Source organism: Pyxidicoccus sp. M6 (genome assembly GCF_055568925.1).
In genome coordinates, this window is record NZ_CM145714.1 from 11,162,822 (window position 1) to 11,178,852 (window position 16,031).

Here is a 16,031-nt window from a genome sequence, read left to right on the forward strand (position 1 = left end):
CCCTGCTTCCCGTTCGAGTCGAATGACAGGTCCGTGCCGTCACATGCGCCATGGCCCAGGAACGCTTTGATCAGTCCGGCCGCCTCGCGCACGGCGACCTTCAACTCCCCCGTTGAGCATAAAGGAGATGAAGTCGCCGGCCAGCCACGGATGTGGAGGCAGACTCACCAAGCCCTAGATTGCCGCAGCGCGAATAAGAGCGCCGACGTAGGGGGCGGTGAGCGATGGAGTTCATCGGAGAAGAAGCCGGAGCTAAGAAGCGGACGGAGTGCCATCGCGCTCACCGCTCCGCGCGCCCCGCTACTTCACCCGCGAGCGCCGCCAGCGAGGGGCCTTCGACCCGGCACGTGAGCCATTCCCGGAGCACCTTCGCGCCGAGCGACTCGTAGAACGCGATGCTCGGCGCGTTCCAGTCGAGGACCTGCCAGACGAAGCGCCCGCAACCCCGCTCGACGGCGACGCGCGCGAGGTGCTGCATGAAGCGCTTCCCGATGCCGTGCCCACGCGCGCCGGGGCGGACGAACAGGTCTTCGAGGTAGAGCGTCGGCTGGCCCCGCCACGTCGAGTAGGTCAGGAACCAGAACGCGAATCCCACCGGCTCCGCGTTCCACTCCGCGATTGTCACCTCGAAGAGCGGCCGCGGGCCGAAGCCGTCGCGAAGAAGGGACTCCTCGGTCGCGATGACCGCGTCCGGCTCGCGCTCGTACTCCGCGAGCTCGCGGATGAGGGACAGAATCAGGGGAACGTCGGCGGGGACGGCGGGTCGAAGTGCGAGCATCGGGGCCGGATGATACCCGCGGGCGCGGCATCACGATTTCACGCCCGGCGCTCTCGTTCTACGCTCCGACAACTGGGAAGCTCGGACCGGACCTCGCGTCGTGTGCGCCCTGATGGAGACGAACCCATGAAGAAGCTCGGCAGCAGCATCTCCCGCTCGCCCTCGCCCACCCGACCGCGACAGACCGAGACGTCGCCGTCCCCGACTCAGCCCACGAAGCCCACCACCCCCACGCAGCCGCGCGGCGGCCACGACAATTTCCAGTCGGGCCCGAGCACGCAGGCGAGCTCGGTCCAGGTTCCGGCGAGACCGCCGCCTGGAGGCAAGGACGTCACCTCGGGCTTCGCCGACGACCCCGCGAAGTTCGCGAAGAACAACGTCCTGAACGCGTACAACATGACGCCGCCACCGGGACTGCCGCTCCCCACGCCGAACGGGACTTTCGTCCCCGCGAGCCAATCGGTCGTCACGCTGAATGCCTTCCAGCGGCCGGGAGGCAACGCGAACCTCGCACTGAGTCCAGCCAATGCGCCTGGAGGCGCGAAGGTGCACTACCTGCACTACCTCTCGGAAGGAGAAGGCAAGTTCGCGGGCATCCAGGGCGTGCCCCTGCATCCCAAGCCGGGGGAGCCGTCGATGGTCATCACCGGGCCGCTCAACGGATGCGCGGTCCACGCCTTCCACGACAAGGACAGCCAGACGCTGTCCTTCGTCCACCACGCGAACTTCTCGAAGAACGGACCGGACGAGCTCAAGGCGTTCCTGGACGAGCGCAAGTACCTCACCCACGTGGCAACCCTCGGCCCCGCGGACTACTCACACCCCACGGGGCACAAAGACGACAGCACGGGCGCCACGGCCTTCGCCCACTACCAGCAGCCCACCTCGCCCAGCGGACAGGGCCAGTGGCTTCTCATGGGCCAGCTCAATGATTGGAAGAATGGCGCGGGCCCCGACGGCCGCCCCGAGCTCAAGCGCCCCGACGGCAAGACCTTCATGGCGGCGCCGAACGTGATGACGATTCCCATTCTTCCGCCCCAATAGGCTGGGGCGCGGACCGGCCCGCCGCTCAGAACACCTGTTTCAGACCGAAGCGGCCCCGGGCGCGGGTGGAGTCTCCGTCCACCTCGACGACGGGGGCGAACTGGCTCTGGGCCGGGTCGTAGGCGTGCACCGAGCCGTCCTCGAGCTGGTACACCCAGGCGTAGAGGTTCAACTGGCGGCGGGCCAGCGCCGCGGCCACGGTGGGCAGGGTGCGCAGGTGCTCAACCTGCACCAGGACGTTCTCCTCCACCGCCGCGTCCAGCAGGGCCGGGCCCGTCAGGTGGCCGTAGTTCTCCTCGATGATGCGCTGGGTGGCTTCGGCATGGCGCAGCCACTCGCGCATGGCGGGCAGCCGCGAGAGCTGCTCCGGTTGCAGCAGGCCCTGCATGGCGCCGCACCGGGTGTGGCCACAGACGATGATGTGGCGCACCCCCAGCGCCGCCACCGCGTACTCGATGGTGGCCGCCTCGCCGTTGTTGGCGGTGCCGTGCGGGGGAACGATGTTGCCCGCGTTGCGGATGATGAACAGCTCCCCCGGCCCGGCGCCCGTCAGCTCGTTGGGGAGCACGCGCGAGTCGGAGCAGGTGATGAAGAGCACCTCGGGGCTCTGCGCCTCGGCGAGCCGTGAATAGAGCTCCTGCTTGGAGCGGAAGGTCTCCGTCTGGAAGTGATGCAGGCCGGGGATGAGTTTCTCCATGTCCCCGAGCCTTCCCCAGGCTCGGGGGCACTCACAACCCCGAAGAATGGCCTCTGTCGCACTTCGTGCGCCATGGCGAGCCCCGGTGATGGACGAAGCCCACCACCGGCGCCACGCTCACGCAGGGCCCGCGAAGCGCCCTCTTCAGAAGAGCGAGCGCGCGACTCCCGAGGCCTGGAAGATGAAGTCCCTGGACGCCTCGAGGGCGGCGCGGAGATGAGGCCAGTTCACACCGACCAGGGCGCCTCGCCATTTGCGGATTTGTCCCGCGACGATGACCGTGTCCACGTTGCTGCGCTCCATCAACGTCACGACAGCGCCCGGCACGTTGTTGAGCGGGGCCACATTGATGGCATCCGCCCGCAGGAGGATGACGTCAGCCTCCTTGCCCGGAGTCAGCGAGCCAATCTTGTGGGAGAGCCGGGCGACCCGGGCCCCTTCAACCGTGGCGAAGCGGATGACATCGCGGCACGTGAGGAGCTCGGGAAGGTTGGTCTCCCCGTTGAGCGCGCGCTCGTTGATGAGCCCTCGCTGAAGCGTGAGGACGGTCCGCATCTGGGTGAAGAAGTCCGCGGCCATCGTGCACTCGACATCGACGCTGAGCGCGGGCTGGATGCCGTGATTGAGCGCGGTCTGGAGCGGCGGCAGGCCGTGCCGCATGGTCATCTCGATGGGGGCCGCAATCGAGACGGTGACGCCCGAATCAGCCATCGCCTGCCAGGAGCCTTCCGAGAGGCGGGAGGCGTGGATGAACTCGATGTCGGGCCCGAGCAGCCCCTCACTGTCGAGCTGCTCCACGAGCGTCCCCTGGCCGAGGCTGCCGACGAGGTGAGACACGATGTGCAGGCCGTTCTGGCGCGCAATCGACCACTGGGTACGGAAGGCGGCGTCGAACACCTCTCCGCCCATGGCCAGGGTCAGGAGCTGGTCAGCCGAGGAGAAGTAGCGGTTCCGGATTCGATGGAGGTCATTGGGGAAGATGCTGCGGGGGCCCACGCCCGGTGAGTACACGAAGACAGCGCGACGGCCCGCTTCCTGAAGCCCCTGGATGACGGCATCGGTGTGCTCCGGAGAGTGGCCCACCTGCGACGTGTCGACGACCGTGGTCACTCCGGCGTCCAGTTGGCTGAGCGAAGAGACGAGCTCGGCGATGAAGGCATCCTTCGGCCTGTAGACCGGCGTCATCGTGGAGTGGACGTAGTCGAGGTAGTTCTTCTGGCCGTGCGGCAGCCCGTCGTTGAAGAGCAGGCCGTCGGCCAGGAAGTTCCTCAGCGCGGTCTGGTACTGGTGGTGATGCGTGTCGACGAAGCCCGGCATGACAATCATGCCGGTGGCGTCGATGACCGCGGCATCCGGAGCGTGCAGGCGGGGCCCGACCGCGACGATTCTCTTGCCCTCGATGAGGACGTCGCCCCGGGCGAAGTCACCCACACCCGGGTCCATGCTGAGGACCGCACCGCCCTTGATGAGGTAGCGCCGGCGCGCGGCACCGGTCTCCACCGGCATGTCACGCTCGCTGGCGCCGCTCTCGCGCGCCCCATCCCCCTGCGCGGGCGCAGCCAGCACCTGCGTGGGAATGGACGAGACCGCCGCTGCACCGAGGGCTGAAGCCCCCACCGAGAGAAACTCGCGACGGGAAGAGCCCGCCTTCGCTGGCTTGTCGTCGTGTACCGAGTGGTTTCCACAGAGCCGCTGACACATGTCTCGTACCCCCTCTGGGTGCCCCAGAGTCATTGGGCGTGCCGCCTCTCCCCGAGGCACGCACGCTGTCTCCGTTGGATTTTTGCAACCCTAGTGCATAACGGAACACGCCGTCGAGCCCTATTATCGCGCATAAGTGAAATTTTCCGCATTCCCGAGAAGCCATGTCCACTCACCTCGCGGACGAGGAGCTCGAGCGGTTCCTCCTCCGCGGGCTGGCATCGGCGTAGAAAACCCGGCGGAGGCTCGGACCCCGATGAGGCAGAAAATCACAGGCTTCCATCTCGACGCGGAAGGCCACCAGGTTGCCGACCTCGAGTGTGGCCACCGGCAGCACCTGCGCCATGACCCGCCGTGGACGGTGCGCCCCTGGGTCCTCACGGAGGAGGGACGGCGCAGCCGCCTGGGCGTCGAGCTCGAGTGCAAACGCTGTGACGAGGCCGGGCGCGTGGTCGCCGAGGCGGTACGCGAAGCACTGAGGACCGCGGCCTCGCAGGCGTACGAAGAGGGAGGGCTGAGCGGTCTCTGCGCCGAGGGCCGATGGGACCTGGCCCTGGACGCGCTCGGTGCGACCGACCTGCTCCCCGTCATCCGCCGCGCGCTCGCGCCCAGTCCCCGGGGCCGTGCCATCGAGACGCCCCGCATGATTCTCCGTCCCATCCGCCCGGAAGACGCCAGCGCGGTGCAGCGGCTGGCGGGTGACCGTGAGGTGGCGGCGAACGCGGCGGGAATCCCGCATCCGTTCGAGGACGGCCTGGCGGAAGCGTGGCTCGCCTCGCTGGACGCGCGCGCCCACGTCTTCGCGCTCTGCCGCCCCGACTCCGGCGAGCTCATGGGCGTGGCGGGACTGGTGGAGCCCGGAGAGGAGCGCCCCCTCACGGCCGAGCTTTCCTACTGGCTCGGCCGTGCGTACTGGGGACAGGGCCTGGGCACGGAGGCGGCCCGTGCGCTGGTCCGCTACGGCTTCGAGACGCTCGGGTTGGAGTCAATCCACGCCAACTGCTTCTCGCGCAACCCCGGCTCCCGGCGTGTGCTGGAGAAGGTCGGCTTTCGCCACGCGGGCCACCAGGCGCGAGCGCTCCGCCACCTGGGCCAGGACGAGGACCTCGAGCGCTTCATCCTGGAGCGGAAGGACTTCCGGAACGAATAGCCAGGGTGGAGAGGCGCGCTACCAGGTGATGCGCCAGGCCGTCGTCTCGCCGCCCTTCGACAGGCTGGGCTTCGACGTGTCCACGTCCACGCGGGCCAGCGGCTTGAACTTCCGCACCATGGCGACGATGAGGCCTCGGATGAACTCGTCCGGATAGAAGGTGTGCGCGGTGAGCACGCCGTCTGGTTGGCACCCGACACAGCTCTTGCACGAGTGGCGCCGGTTCCTCCAGTGCCTCGCCGTAACTAGCGTAGGGGTTCACGTGACGGGAGGTTGAGTCATGACCCCACGCAACCAGCCGGATACACGACGCGCCAGAGTCGTTGGCAGACGTCCTTTGATCTTCATTGCGGGGAGCCTTTCCTGCCTTGTTGGCCTGGCCTCGGCTGTCGCGATGGCGCGAGGCTCCGAGGCACCTGTGTTTCGTCTGGCGACGGAGCAGCCGACTCCTGCAGCTTTACACGCTGAACACGGTGCGACCGCGACGCCAGCAGCGGTCGCCGTCGAGCTCTCGCAGAGCTGCGTGCCGCAGACGATCGCGCGCCTTCAGACGACGCGGTGCGAGGTCACGGTCACCAATCGCTCGTTCGAGGACGTGGTGCTCGACCTCGACACGGTCACCAGCAAGAACCTCCTCATCGTCGGCGCCGACGGCGCCACCCTCATCGACGCCCGTCATGCCCAGCGCCACGACGTCTCGCTCGCTCACGCGAGTCCGGGGGTGCCCGCGGTGGTTCCCGGCTCGTTGGCTGGATACATCCCGCTCGACGCATTTGGCGTCAGTCCGATCCCAATCGGCGACGAGCAGCTCATCAACTTCGATGTCCCGGCGTTCCAGTACGCCGGCCAGACGTGGACCCGCATCGGCGTCGACTCCAACGGATACATCGTCGTAGGCGGCGGCACCTCCGAGGACAACCAATGTTGCGACCTGCCTGGCGGTCCCAGCGCGACGCGGCCCAACAACATCCTGGCGCCGTTCTGGACCGACCTCGACGGCACCGGCGCGCCGGGTATCTACGTCACCACCCTCACCGACGGTGTCAGTGATTGGGTGGTCGTCGAGTTCCGGCTCAACGTATTCGGCACCCTCAGCGGCCGCGTCTTCCAGGTCTGGATTGGAGTCAATGGCGTCGAGGACATCACGTACGCCTACGACCCGAGCAACCTCCCGGGCGCTCCGGGCACCCCCTTCCTCGTCGGCGCCGAGAACGCAATCGGCGAGGGCGACATGGAGCCGGTCCTGCCGACGCAGGACCTCCGGGTCACGTCCAGTGCCGCGACCGCCGGCGGCTCGGCCAGCTATGTGCTTACCGTCAGGGGCCAGCAGGTCGGCACCGGCACGGTCAGGACCGACGTGAGCGGTCTCTCTGAAACGCTCACCGCGACGACCCACGTGCAGGTGACCGCGAAGAAGTAGACCACGCGCTTCCAGTAGCGTCCCGCAACGCGCCCGGAGTAGATGGCGCGCGGGAGGATTGGCGCGAATGGCGAGGAAGGCGAGTCGAACCGCGGAGCTGGCGGCGTTGGCCCGGGCATCGATGCACCGCGAGCCGGCACTTCGGGGGCCCGACGACGTCGCCGTCCGCTTTCTTTCCGCGCCTCTGAAAGTGCTGGTCTCGGTAGAGCCGCTGCGGCGAGCAGCGTTGCGGCTCTACACGAAGCTGATGCCGGGCTCGTACGCCTTCGTGGGCGCGCGCACCTGGGTCTTCGACGGCTTCTTCCAGCAGGAGGTGCGAGGCGGAGCACGACAGGTGGTGGTGCTCGGCGCCGGCTATGACACGCGCGCCTACCGCTTCGCCGAGGAGCTGCGCGCGGCGGGAGCCCGCGTGTTCGAGGTGGACGCCCCCGCAACCTCGCGGCTGAAGCAGGCCCGGGTGCGGCGCCTCTTCGGCGCACTTCCGGCGGAGGTCACCTACGTTCAAGTGGACTTCGAGCGGGACTCCCTCGAGCAGCGCCTCACCGAGGCAGGCTATTCGACCACGGCCAGGACGGCCTTCCTCTGGGAAGGGGTGACGTACTACCTGCGGCAGTCAGCGGTGGAGCAGGTGCTCCGGTTCGTACGCGAGCGGTCGGGGCCGGGCAGCGCCATCATCTTCGACCTTCTCCACCGGAGCATCGTGGAGGGAAGCGACACCTCCTTCGGCGCCCAGCAGCAGCGCCGCTACGTGCAGCGCAAGGGCGAGCCCTTCATCTTCGGCCTGGACCCGGAGGAGCTGCCCGCCTTCCTGGAGCAGCACGGCTTGGGGCTCGAGGAAGTGGTGAAGGCGGACGTGATGGCAACCCGCTACTTCACGCAGGCACCGAAGAATTCGGACCCGTACCGTCTGGCCAGTTTCAACGCCATTGCCGTGGCGAGAGTGCGGGGCTGAAGCCGGACCCATCACGGACGAGACTCGCTGGCATGAGGCTTCGGTTATTCGATTACTGTTGCTTCGATGGTTGCGACTCCTCGCTCCTGCCCCAGGCCTCGCTGAAGCGCACTTGCGCATCAGCGGGTCCGTCCCGCGGTTACATTCGAGTTACACACCGCGCGCCCCGAGCTGCGTACCCTGCTCCTCATCGATACGGAGGACAAGATGGGTCGGCTCATCGCGGGGGTGTTGGCCATGATGCTGAGCGGATGCACGGCGGAAGGTGCGGTGCTGACGAATGGAGGGCCCTCGGGCGAGCTGCGGCTCCGCACCGAGCGCGTCGTCATCTTCAAGGACGGGTACGCACTCCTGCTCAAGCACGCGGAGGCCACCGCGGACACGCGGGGCCAGGTCTTCACGGAGCAGGTGCCCGACGGCGCCGTGCTCGGGACGTTCTGGGCGTGGAGCGAGAGCGGGCCCGCCGTGCGGGTGATGCGCGCCGAGTGGGTGGAGCGCGAGGTGGAGCGCGAGGAGCGTGCCCCCTGCACGGCCCCTGCGGCCATCCTCGCCGCGAACCCGGGCAAACAGGTCACCGTGGAGCTGGAGGGCCTGTCCCTCACGGGGACCGTCCTCGAGCTGCCAGAGGCGGACCCAGGCGTCCAGCCGGTGCCACGCTCGACTTCCGCGTATGAGTCCCTGGTCGCGTCCGCCCCCATTCCGCAGGAGCCGCTCGTCGCGCTGGCGGTGCCGGAGCGAGGGACGGTGGTGCTCGCGGGACGGGACATCCGCCGGGTGTCCGGCCCGAAGCTGACGCTGGAATGCAAGCGCAAGGTGCGCACCCAGGAGAAGCGCAAGCGCCTGTCCCTGGACTTCGGCCCCCAGGCCGCGGGCAAGCCCCTCTCGGTGCGGCTCGTCTACTTCACGCCGGGGTTGCGGTGGATTCCCACGTACCGGCTCGACATGCGGGAGGGCGGCAAGGGCGCGCTCGCGCTCCAGGCGGAGCTGCTCAACGAGCTGGAGGACATCCGAGGGGCCGCCGTGGACCTCGTCGTCGGGGTGCCCAACTTCCGCTTCCGGGACGTGGCCTCGCCGCTGAGCCTCGAAGGCGTGGTGCGCAGCACGCTGGCGCAGGCGGCGCCCTCGCTCATGAGCACCCAGAACAACATGAGCAACGCCATGTTCACCCAACGCTCGGGCGAGTGGCGCGGCAATGAGGGCGACACCGCGTCGCCGGCCATCCCGGACTTCGGCGGGCCCGAGGAGTCGGCCGACTTCTTCATCCACCCACTCGCGTCATTGGACCTGCCGAAGGGGGCTCGCGCCGTGGTGCCCCTGTGGAAGGAAGAGGTGCCCACGCGCGACCTCTACACGCTGGACATGGACGTCAAGCGCGACGCGCATGACGCGGACACGGTGCGATACGGGAGTGCGGGAGCGGAGGGGAGCAGCTCGCCCCTGCGGCTCGCGCAGGGGAAGGTATGGCACCAGCTGGAGCTGAAGAACGGGACGAAGTACCCGCTGACGACGGGGGCGGTGCTGATGATGCGTGGCCAGGTCCCGCAAGCCCAGGAGCTGCTCACCTTCACGCCCAGGGGCACCAGCACCCTCGTCCCCCTCACCATCGCCACCGGAGTGCGCTCGTTCCACGAGGAGACCGAGCTGTCGAACAAGCCAGACGCGCTGGAGAGCAACCGGAGCAAGTACGCCCTCATCCGCAAGAAGGGGACGCTCACGATTTCGAACCCGCGCGGCGAGCGGGTGCCCCTGCGCGTCCGGCTGTCCACGGGCGGCAAGGTGGAGCAGGTGTCGGCTGGCGGGCGCGTGAAGGTGGACGACTTCCGCACCGACGACTGGAACGACTACCGGCTGGCGACCGTCAACAGCCACAGCGATGTGGAGTGGACGGTGACCCTGGAGCCCGGGGAGCGCCGTGACCTCACCTACGAAGTCAGCTTCTACCGCTGAGCCGGGGGCGCGGTGGTCGCGCGGCTCAGCGAAGGGTCACCTCTTCGAGCCGGATGAAGGCGAGCCCCTCGGGGCCACTGACAATCTCCCAGATTTCGTAGGTGACGCGGGTGATGTCGCCGTGGGCGTCGAAGTCGACGCCGCCGTTTGCGCCCTCGAAGTCCAGATCGCCACCGACGTTGCGGGCGGCTTTCAGGAACTCTTCGGTGCCGACGCCCACGGAGACCGGGGCCGAGGAGTCGGGCCTGGATACTTCGCGCAGGTGGGCGCGCACGGCCTCGTGGGTGTTCTCGCCGCCCTGCAACATGGCGAGTGCGATGAGGTACACGGCGTCATAGACGGGGAGCATGGACTGTTGCGGTTCCTCCCCCAGGACGCTCCGGTAGGCCATGTCGTGGGCAAGCGTGCTGGGGTTGTCCCGTGGAGCGGTGGGCAGGGTGCCTCGCATGCCGGTGATGATTTCGGGCGGTGCATTCCCCAGGAGCGCGATTTCCCGACTGGCGTCGACACCGTACAGCGCGGGCCGGGGCATGGGGTTGCGCTCGAGCAGGGCGGTGGAGATGCCCGCCGTTTCGAAGGCACTCGCAATGAGGACGATGGCGGGCGGGTCGCCTTGGGCAAACGCCGCGGCGACCTCGCTTCCGAAGTCGGTCGTCTTCGCCTCGGGGAAGGACACCTGGGCCAACACCCGTCCTCCTGCCTGCTCGAAGGCGGCTCGCAGTGTCCGCGCCAGGCCCACACCATAGGGGGTGTTGGTGTGAAGGATGCTCAAGGTGTCGATGCCATCCCGGTGAATCCGGTCCGCCAGCACCCGACCCTGGAATTCGTCCGAGGGGAGCATGCGCCAGACGAAGTCGTCGTCGTCCAGCTCGGAGATGACCGCGGCCGTGGAGAATGTGGAGATGATGGGAAGGCGCCGTGAGACCGCCAGGTCCGCAATCGCGAGCACATCCGAGCTGGTGGGCGGCCCCACGATGGCGACCACTCCGAGGTCCGCCAACTCGTTGGCTGACGCTCGCGTGATGGCGGTGGGGTCGGGGTCACCTCGCTCGGTGGCGGCCAGCAGCAGGTCCAGCTCCTGGCCATTCACGCCCCCGGCGGCGTTGATTTCCTGGATGGCCAGGCGCGCTTCCTTCTCCGCGAAGAACCCATCGAAACCGCCCGGCCCGCCGAATGCCTGGAGCAGGCCGAGGTGGACCCGGTTCGGGTCGGGAATCGGCGGCTCGGGAGACAACGACGTGTCGCAGCCGAGCGCCAGGAGCAACGCGAACACTCCGAGCCGCATGAAGACTCCCCCTTCGCGCGCCGTTACAGCTCGTAGCTGTAGCGGAGCATGAGCTCACGTCCCCGCTTCGGCACGTCAATCCCCCCGAAGCCAGGCTCCGGGTCGTCGAGGTCGAGCAGGTTTCCCAGGCGAATCTGCAGCGTGTGCCGCCCCCACGACTGGAGGTACGCGGCGTCGAGCACGAGCCAGGCGGGCAGCTCGTAGGAGTGGAGCCGGTTCGCCCGGACGTTGGCGACGGTGGCCCTGCGCTCGGAGGCATGACGGAGCGCCGCGCTGAAGGTCCCCAGGACGGGCCCCCGGTATTGCCAGCGAAGCTGCGCCGTCACGCGCGGGTAGCGCTGCGTGGGCGTGGAGACCTCTCCCAGGAAGATGTCGGAGGACTTCGTGTCGGTGTGCTGGTAGGCGTAGCTGCCGCTGAGGGTGTGCCGTCCGAGGAGCCACCGCCCCTCGGCCTCCAACCCCACTCCATCCTGACGCCCGGTGTTCCTGGGCTGGAAGTTGGACCCGAAGGGCACCACTTCCACCTTGTCACGCACACGACTCAAGAAGCCGGCGAGGGCGAAGGCCAGCGTCGGCAAGGGCTGCCAGTGGACTTCTCCCTCCAGCATCCGGGCCGTCTCGGGGCGGAGCTCCGGGTTGCCCACGGCGTCGCCCGGAAACAGGGGCTGGGCGTAGAGCTCCAGCGCCGCCGGTGCCTTGAACGAGGTTCCGAAGAGCAGCTTGGCGGAGACGCGTTCGCTCGGCGTCCAGACGCCGCCGAGGCGGTAGTTGGTGGTGTCTCCGTAGAGGTTGTGCCGGTCATGGCGCGCGTTCGCCGTCAGGCTCAGCACATCCAGCGGGTGGGCCACGTACTGCACGTAGACGCCGACGTTGGTGAAGAGCTTGTGCCCCGCCTCGGGGCTGAGGCGCGTTTGCTCGCCGGTGTCGCGGTCGACGCGGAAGACCTCCAGCAGGTCCTCATCGTCACGCGTGTAGTCCGCGCCCAGGACGAGGGAGTCCTCCCGGAACAGGCGGGCATGCCCTTCGAGCACCGCGTCCCACGCGTCGTAGCCGAAGTCCCGCCTGGGATAGGATTCTTCCGAGCCGATGCTGAGCCGCTCCCTCTGGCTGGGGCTTCCCGTGGCCAGCGCGAGGCTGCCGACGAGCGCCAGTCGCTCGGCCATCTGCCAGCGCGTCCTGGCGCGGGCGTCGAACATGTGCAGTGCGACCCGGTTCTCGTGGGTGAGCGCCCCGAAGTCCAGGAACTCAGCCACCGTGTCGAGCTGGCCATAGCGCGCCAGCACCTCCGAGGAGACCGTTCCGACATCGAGGTGAAAGGTGGCCAGGGTGCTCAGGGGCCGGGTGATGGCGTCACGTGACTCCAGGTTGCGGGCCTGTTCGAACACCGGGAAGTCGGGTGACGAGGAAGGAAGCCGCCGCCCGTCATAGTCGCTGCGCTGCGCCGAGATACCCAGCGTGATGCCCCATGCGTGACTGCCCGCGAGGACCTCCGCGGACACGCCACCCCCCAGGTCATCATTCAGCTGTGCGTGCGCGCCGGCCGTCACCGCGTCGCGCCGCTGCCGGGTGATGATGTTCACCACGCCAAAGAAGGCGTTGGCGCCATACACGGCGGACGCCGGGCCGCGTACGACTTCGATTCGCTCCACCAGGTCGATGGGGAGCAACTCGGGCCCCAGGAGGTTCGTGGTATCCGAGCGGAAGGAGATGGGCTGTCCATCCACCATCACCTTGAGGTTCTTGCTGTAGCCGCGTTGTCCACCGGTGATGCCGCGGACGCCGCAGTCCGCCGCCAGGTAGTCGTGCGTGCAGTAGAGTCCAGGAACGAGCTGGAGCGCCTCGCCCACGGAGGTGAAGCCCCACTGGCGGATGTCCTCGCGCGTGACCACCGAGATGATGGCTGGGGCCTCGCGCACCCGGCGTGGCTCCTTGGTGGGAGTCACCACCGGCGTGGCCATGAGCTCTTCGAGGCTCCGCTCCGATAGAGGCTTTTCCTCCTGGGCGACGGCCGGTGCGGCCTTCGAGAGGAGGGCCACCACCGCGAGCCTCGGCAGCATGGAGCGGGGTACGCGCACGGCACGAAGCATGTACCGTCCTGCGTCAACGGCAATCCAGGTGTTCCGGCGCGATGCACCATTTGACGTCGGGCCGCGCGCCACTGTTGAGCAATCATCCGCGGGGACCGCGGCGTTGCTGCTGGAGCGGGTGGAACGGATGCATTCGAGGCGCGGTGAGCGCCGTGGCACTGGCAGGCCAGGTGGGAGTCTCCCAGCCGACGTTGTCGCAGTGGCTGCGGGCTGACCTCGGCTTCTGACAAGGACTGACACGGATGAGCAGACGCCCACTTCAAATCGCCACCGCCATCCTCGACAGCCACCCCATGCGACGCGCTAATTGCAGAAGACGTAACTGCTGCACTGCCCGGAGGCGAGCGTCGGGTACGTCCCGGGGATGCTCGCGGACGTGGCGGCGCACTTCGACACCGCCCACGCCTTCACCGTCTTGTAGCCGATGCACTGGAACGGCTGCGGGTCCCCGATCCACGTAATCTGGCAGCAGTAGTGGCTGCCGAGGGTCTGCACGGAGCCCTCGCCTTTCATGGCCTCGTCCAGCACACCTGCTTCGTCCTCCGCGGCGACTGACTCGTAGGCTCCGGAGACCTCCGACGGCATGACGACCCGTGCGGACTCCGTTTCGGGGGAGTCCGAGGTGAGCGGCTCCTCCGCGGGGCCACAGGCCGCGACGAGGGCGAGGAGCGAGAGGATGGACAGCGGGTTCAGACGGGACGGGGCGCTTCGGGGCATACGGTCCTCCAGAGGTGTGGACTCATGACACACACTGCGCGTGAATAAATACACCCAATCCGTGAACATATACAACTCCGTTGCATGACGCGGCGAGGCATCGCAGCAGCGGCGTTTCGGCCTGCCAGTGGTGAAGCCGAGCGAGCGCCGCACGTGGCCGCTCCGCGGGCCGCGGCGCGCGTCCGGGGCTGAAGCACCGCCCCGGTGGGAGCGAAGGGCGGCCCCCGCCTCCGCCGAACGAAAATGCGCGGACATGTCCTTCGGTCAGGTCCTGCTCGTCGCGCACCTCGGAGCGCCGTCTTCCTCTCCGTCTGGGCTTCGCGGAGGCGGCAATGACAGACCTGGATGCTATTCACCCTTTCACGCGCGGGGCGTTTCGGGGCCGGAACGCATGTCCCCCTCGCGCGCTCAACCCCATCCAAGAGGTCATCTTCATGCGCCTTCGCGCTGCCGCACTGGCCGTCGTGTCCCTCATGCTCTTGAACTGCGGCGGCTCCTCCGGGGAGGAGCCCGCCGTGGGTGCCGATTCCCAGCGCCCCTCGTTCGTGGACGGCCTGCCCGGCCTCGTCGAGACGGACGCGGGCACTCCCACGACTGGAGGCCAGGAGCCGTCCACCCCCACCGGCACCGTGTCCGGACAGGTGCTCGACACCCGCTTCGCGCCGCTCTCCGGAGTGGACGTGACGCTGTCCGCCGGGCCGGTCCACCTCTCCACCACCACCGCCGCGGACGGGACGTTCTCCTTCTCGGGCCTGCCTGCCGGGGCGGAGCTGCTCGTGTCGCTCCAGAAGGCGGGCTACGCCGCGACGCGGGTGCCCGTCACCATCAACGCGGAGGCGGGCGCCTACCCGCTCGGCAACGGCAATGCGCTGGTGGGGCCGCTGATGCTCGCGAGGCTGGACGGCAGCGTGCGCGCGGCCATCTTCACCTCCGAGGGCCGTCCCGCGAGCGGCGCCCGAGCCTTCATCGAGGCCACGCCCGCGTGGACGAACCTCTCGCGCGGCGGAGCGCATGGGGAGCTGGGCGGCTCCGTCATCGCCGAGGCCACGGCCGGTGCGGACGGGCTGGTGACCTTCACCGGAATCCCCTCTCCCGAGGAGCTGTCCCGGCTGGGCGGCCTGAGCGGCTCCGGGCTGAGCTATGTCATCACCGTGCCCGCGGTGGACGGCAACGCCGACGGCAGCGCGGAGTCCGGCGGGCTGACCACGGTGTACACCGCCCGCGAGCTGCTGCAGGACTCCTCGCCGCGCCTCCTCATGCTGCCCGCCCCCCGGTCCACGGGCGTGCTCGCCATCGTCTCCAGCAACGTGTCCGCGCTGGCGGGTGGCTCGCAGGCGCCCTCGGAGAACATGCTCCGTCCGGGTGAGCCCCTTCAGCTCGTGTTCAACCAGGCCGTGCAGCCCTCATCGCTGCTGGTGCGGCTGACGGACGAGACGGGCAAGCAGAGCCTCGCCGTCACCACCAGCCTGGGCCTGGGCGGCCAGGTGCTCTCCATCACCCCCACGGCCTCCATCGTCGCGGGCCGCGAGTACAACGTGCAGGTCCGCGCGGTGTCGCTCGACAACGGCACCTCCTGGAGCAGCACGGGCTACTTCTTCGGAGGCGACGCGGTGTCCGCGAGGCCGCTCGGCGCGCTGGTGGCGAAGTTCACCGACTCCAACGCCAACAACCTGCTGAACGCCGGTGAGTCGGTGACGCTCACGTTCGACCAGCCGGTGGGCATGTTCGGCTCGGCGTCCCCGCAGGCCTTCGTCGAAGCGGACCTCAACGCCAACGGCGTCATCGGGGATTTCACCGGCGAGCGCGGCTACGCTGGCTCCGGCTTCGGCGTGTTCCGCAACGAGCCCGTGAGCGAGGCAGGAGCGCTCTTCCCGCTCGTGAGCTCGGGCTACACCACGCGCTACGTCTTCACGTACTCCGGCCCCAACCTCGCCGTGGGGACACAGGTGCACCTGGCGCTGTCACGCCTCCCCTTCCCCTCCGCCGGTCTGCAGACGACGTGGGGACAGGCGCTCGTGAATGACTTGCAGGCGCCGCTGGCCGTGGGCCCGTAGCGCGGGCGAGCCGCGCGGAGGACGGTGCTCCTTCCGCGCGGCTCGCGCCCCCGCGGCCTGCCTCCTGGCCAGGCCGCTTGGGCCGGGGGTGCCCCAAGGGGCGGCACGGCCTCTGCTCCGGCCCGGCGCTCGACGAGGTCACGCGTCGCGGGGTCGAGGGCATCCGCGTACCGTGGCGGCCGGAGGACGCGGCGGCCTC

General features: G+C 68.7%; 13 protein-coding genes. 6 read left to right on the forward strand and 7 right to left on the reverse strand.

What is annotated here, in order from left to right; translation table 11 throughout:
• Positions 1-280 precede the first annotated feature (280 nt).
• Positions 281-778 carry a GNAT family N-acetyltransferase gene (locus ACVTJA_RS43750; protein WP_465829649.1) on the reverse strand — a complete coding sequence of 166 codons (498 nt, stop codon included), beginning with the start codon at positions 776-778 and terminating at the stop codon, positions 281-283.
• A 126-nt stretch (positions 779-904) separates the two neighbouring features.
• Between ACVTJA_RS43750 and ACVTJA_RS43755 the strand changes: the two genes are divergently transcribed.
• Positions 905-1,822 carry a hypothetical protein gene (locus ACVTJA_RS43755; protein ID WP_465829651.1) on the forward strand — a complete coding sequence of 306 codons (918 nt, stop codon included), beginning with the start codon at positions 905-907 and terminating at the stop codon, positions 1,820-1,822.
• 25 nt (positions 1,823-1,847) lie between these two features.
• Here ACVTJA_RS43755 and ACVTJA_RS43760 read toward each other — a convergent pair whose 3' ends face one another.
• A complete protein-coding gene (locus ACVTJA_RS43760) occupies positions 1,848-2,519 on the reverse strand; it encodes a carbonic anhydrase (protein ID WP_465829652.1) in 672 nt (223 codons plus the stop codon).
• A 144-nt stretch (positions 2,520-2,663) separates the two neighbouring features.
• Complete coding sequence (locus ACVTJA_RS43765) at positions 2,664-4,220, reverse strand: amidohydrolase family protein (RefSeq protein ID WP_465829654.1); 1,557 nt, start codon at positions 4,218-4,220, stop codon at positions 2,664-2,666.
• Between the two features lie 256 nt (positions 4,221-4,476).
• On the opposite strand from ACVTJA_RS43765, the gene ACVTJA_RS43770 reads away from it, so the two are divergent.
• Positions 4,477-5,370 carry a GNAT family N-acetyltransferase gene (locus ACVTJA_RS43770; protein WP_465829656.1) on the forward strand — a complete coding sequence of 298 codons (894 nt, stop codon included), beginning with the start codon at positions 4,477-4,479 and terminating at the stop codon, positions 5,368-5,370.
• Positions 5,371-5,388: 18 nt separating this feature from the next.
• Here the strand turns inward: ACVTJA_RS43770 and ACVTJA_RS43775 are convergent, their stop codons facing one another.
• Positions 5,389-5,547 (reverse strand): hypothetical protein, encoded by a 159-nt coding sequence (locus ACVTJA_RS43775; RefSeq protein ID WP_465829658.1) that lies wholly within the window; start codon positions 5,545-5,547, stop codon positions 5,389-5,391.
• A 346-nt stretch (positions 5,548-5,893) separates the two neighbouring features.
• On the opposite strand from ACVTJA_RS43775, the gene ACVTJA_RS43780 reads away from it, so the two are divergent.
• The 3 genes from ACVTJA_RS43780 (at position 5,894) to ACVTJA_RS43790 (ending at position 9,689) form a co-directional block, all read left to right on the forward strand.
• The gene (locus tag ACVTJA_RS43780; protein WP_465829659.1) at positions 5,894-6,790 is read left to right on the forward strand and encodes a hypothetical protein; all 897 of its coding nucleotides are present in this window, start codon (positions 5,894-5,896) and stop codon (positions 6,788-6,790) included.
• A gap of 67 nt (positions 6,791-6,857) precedes the next feature.
• Positions 6,858-7,742, forward strand: a complete 885-nt coding sequence (locus ACVTJA_RS43785) for an SAM-dependent methyltransferase (RefSeq protein ID WP_465829660.1) — start codon at positions 6,858-6,860, stop codon at positions 7,740-7,742.
• 207 nt (positions 7,743-7,949) lie between these two features.
• Positions 7,950-9,689, forward strand: coding sequence for a hypothetical protein (locus ACVTJA_RS43790; protein ID WP_465829662.1), 1,740 nt, complete (start codon positions 7,950-7,952; stop codon positions 9,687-9,689).
• A 25-nt stretch (positions 9,690-9,714) separates the two neighbouring features.
• Here ACVTJA_RS43790 and ACVTJA_RS43795 read toward each other — a convergent pair whose 3' ends face one another.
• The 3 genes from ACVTJA_RS43795 to ACVTJA_RS43805 form a co-directional block, all read right to left on the reverse strand.
• A complete protein-coding gene (locus tag ACVTJA_RS43795; protein ID WP_465829664.1) occupies positions 9,715-10,974 on the reverse strand; it encodes an ABC transporter substrate-binding protein in 1,260 nt (419 codons plus the stop codon).
• Positions 10,975-10,997: 23 nt separating this feature from the next.
• Entirely contained in the window at positions 10,998-13,061 is a 2,064-nt protein-coding gene (locus ACVTJA_RS43800) for a TonB-dependent receptor plug domain-containing protein (RefSeq protein ID WP_465829665.1), read from the reverse strand.
• Positions 13,062-13,364: 303 nt separating this feature from the next.
• Complete coding sequence (locus ACVTJA_RS43805; RefSeq protein ID WP_465829667.1) at positions 13,365-13,778, reverse strand: hypothetical protein; 414 nt, start codon at positions 13,776-13,778, stop codon at positions 13,365-13,367.
• A gap of 434 nt (positions 13,779-14,212) precedes the next feature.
• Here ACVTJA_RS43805 and ACVTJA_RS43810 point away from each other — a divergent pair, with 434 nt between their 5' ends.
• Positions 14,213-15,832, forward strand: a complete 1,620-nt coding sequence (locus ACVTJA_RS43810) for a carboxypeptidase regulatory-like domain-containing protein (RefSeq protein WP_465829668.1) — start codon at positions 14,213-14,215, stop codon at positions 15,830-15,832.
• The last annotated feature ends 199 nt before the right edge of the window (positions 15,833-16,031 follow it).

Excerpts from the sequence above, each read along its gene's own strand:
- ACVTJA_RS43750 (WP_465829649.1), bottom strand. The coding sequence starts at position 778 with ATGCTCGCACTTCGACCCGCCGTCCCCGCCGACGTTCCCCTGATTCTG.
- ACVTJA_RS43755 (WP_465829651.1), top strand. The coding sequence starts at position 905 with ATGAAGAAGCTCGGCAGCAGCATCTCCCGCTCGCCCTCGCCCACCCGA.
- ACVTJA_RS43760 (WP_465829652.1), bottom strand. The coding sequence starts at position 2,519 with ATGGAGAAACTCATCCCCGGCCTGCATCACTTCCAGACGGAGACCTTC.
- ACVTJA_RS43765 (WP_465829654.1), bottom strand. The coding sequence starts at position 4,220 with ATGTGTCAGCGGCTCTGTGGAAACCACTCGGTACACGACGACAAGCCA.
- ACVTJA_RS43770 (WP_465829656.1), top strand. The coding sequence starts at position 4,477 with ATGAGGCAGAAAATCACAGGCTTCCATCTCGACGCGGAAGGCCACCAG.
- ACVTJA_RS43785 (WP_465829660.1), top strand. The coding sequence starts at position 6,858 with ATGGCGAGGAAGGCGAGTCGAACCGCGGAGCTGGCGGCGTTGGCCCGG.
- ACVTJA_RS43790 (WP_465829662.1), top strand. The coding sequence starts at position 7,950 with ATGGGTCGGCTCATCGCGGGGGTGTTGGCCATGATGCTGAGCGGATGC.
- ACVTJA_RS43795 (WP_465829664.1), bottom strand. The coding sequence starts at position 10,974 with ATGCGGCTCGGAGTGTTCGCGTTGCTCCTGGCGCTCGGCTGCGACACG.
- ACVTJA_RS43800 (WP_465829665.1), bottom strand. The coding sequence starts at position 13,061 with ATGCTTCGTGCCGTGCGCGTACCCCGCTCCATGCTGCCGAGGCTCGCG.
- ACVTJA_RS43805 (WP_465829667.1), bottom strand. The coding sequence starts at position 13,778 with ATGCCCCGAAGCGCCCCGTCCCGTCTGAACCCGCTGTCCATCCTCTCG.
- ACVTJA_RS43810 (WP_465829668.1), top strand. The coding sequence starts at position 14,213 with ATGCGCCTTCGCGCTGCCGCACTGGCCGTCGTGTCCCTCATGCTCTTG.